Below are 1,275 nucleotides of genomic sequence, written 5' to 3' on the forward strand. Positions count from 1 at the left end.
CCGCTGTACCGCATCGACGCGCACGGCGACGCGGCCGAAGTCGCCCGCCTGCACCTCACCTACCCCGACGGTTGCGCGCTGGACTTCATCGAGCCGTTCGAATGGCCGATGGAGGCCGACATGCAGGACGGCTGGTTCGACGGCGTCCCCTACCCGCTGCAGGACCTCCGGCCGCAGGGCTTCCTCGGCCGGCAGTTCGCGCGCCAGCATGCCCCGTTGCTCGGGGTGGGCGAAGACCCGGCGCGCTGGTCCGATGACGATGCGCTGCACGCCCTGTCGCTGCTGGGCGCGGACCAGAGCGGCAACTTCATCCTGGGCGAAGCGGCCTTCCGGCTCTGGCAATCGAGGCAGGACCAGCAACCCGATCCGATCGCGGACGAAYAGGTGGAGCCCGCCTATGCGCAACTCGCGCAGCGCGCGATGACGGCGGGCGATGCCGGCTCGTCGGCCGGCGGCGAGTTCCCGAAGTTCACGGCCGTGCGGCGGCTGGACGGCATGCCGGCGCACGTCATCGTCAAGTTCTCCGGCTCCGACGATTCCGCGATCACGCAACGCTGGTCGGACCTGCTGGTGTGCGAGCACCTGGCATCGACCGTGATCCCCGCGCACCTGGGGCTGGCCGCCGCGCGCTCGACCATCCACCGCGCCGGCAACCGGACCTGCCTCGAGGTCGTGCGCTTCGACCGGCACGGCCTGCTCGGGCGTTCGGCGCTGTGCTCCTGGTCGGCACTGAGCGGTGCGATGTTCGGGCTGGCCGGGCGCCCGTGGACGGAAGCGGCAGCGCAGTTGCTCGCGCTCGGATTCATCGATGCGCAAACGCACGACCAGATCGCACGCCTCTGGCATTTCGGCCGGCTCACCGCCAACACCGACATGCACGAGGGCAACCTGTCGTTCGTGCCCGGCCTGAAGCTCTCGCCAACCTACGACGTGCTGCCGATGCTGTACGCGCCGGTGCGCGGCGTGGAGCTGCCCGAGAAGAACTTCGCGCCGCCGCGCCCGCTGCCTTCGGAGCGCGAGGCGTGGCAGCAGGCCGCGCAGGCGGCGATGGTGTTCTGGCAGGCGGCGGCCGAGGACCCGCGCATCAGCGCCGCGTTCCGGCGCATCTGCGACGACAACGGCGCGATCGTCCGGCGGCTCGCGACCAGGACCTGACGGTCCGCAGCGCCCCGAGGGCCGGACCGCGGCGCGCTGTGCTAGGGTGCAGCCTCATGACCGCCGACCACCCCGCGGAGCCCTTGCAGCACAGCGAAGAACGTTTCCGCCTGCTCGTCG

The 1,275-nt window shown here is 71.4% G+C and carries 1 protein-coding gene; it reads left to right on the top strand.

Features of this window, described 5'->3' with window-relative positions:
• The coding region (yjjJ, locus tag AC1DXV_RS34785) for a type II toxin-antitoxin system HipA family toxin YjjJ (protein WP_477938066.1) at positions 1-1,155 on the top strand (1,155 nt) is incomplete at its 5' end.
• Positions 1,156-1,275: the final 120 nt, after the last annotated feature.

The sequence above is a fragment of the Rhizobacter sp. P3_C12 genome (genome assembly GCF_056402735.1).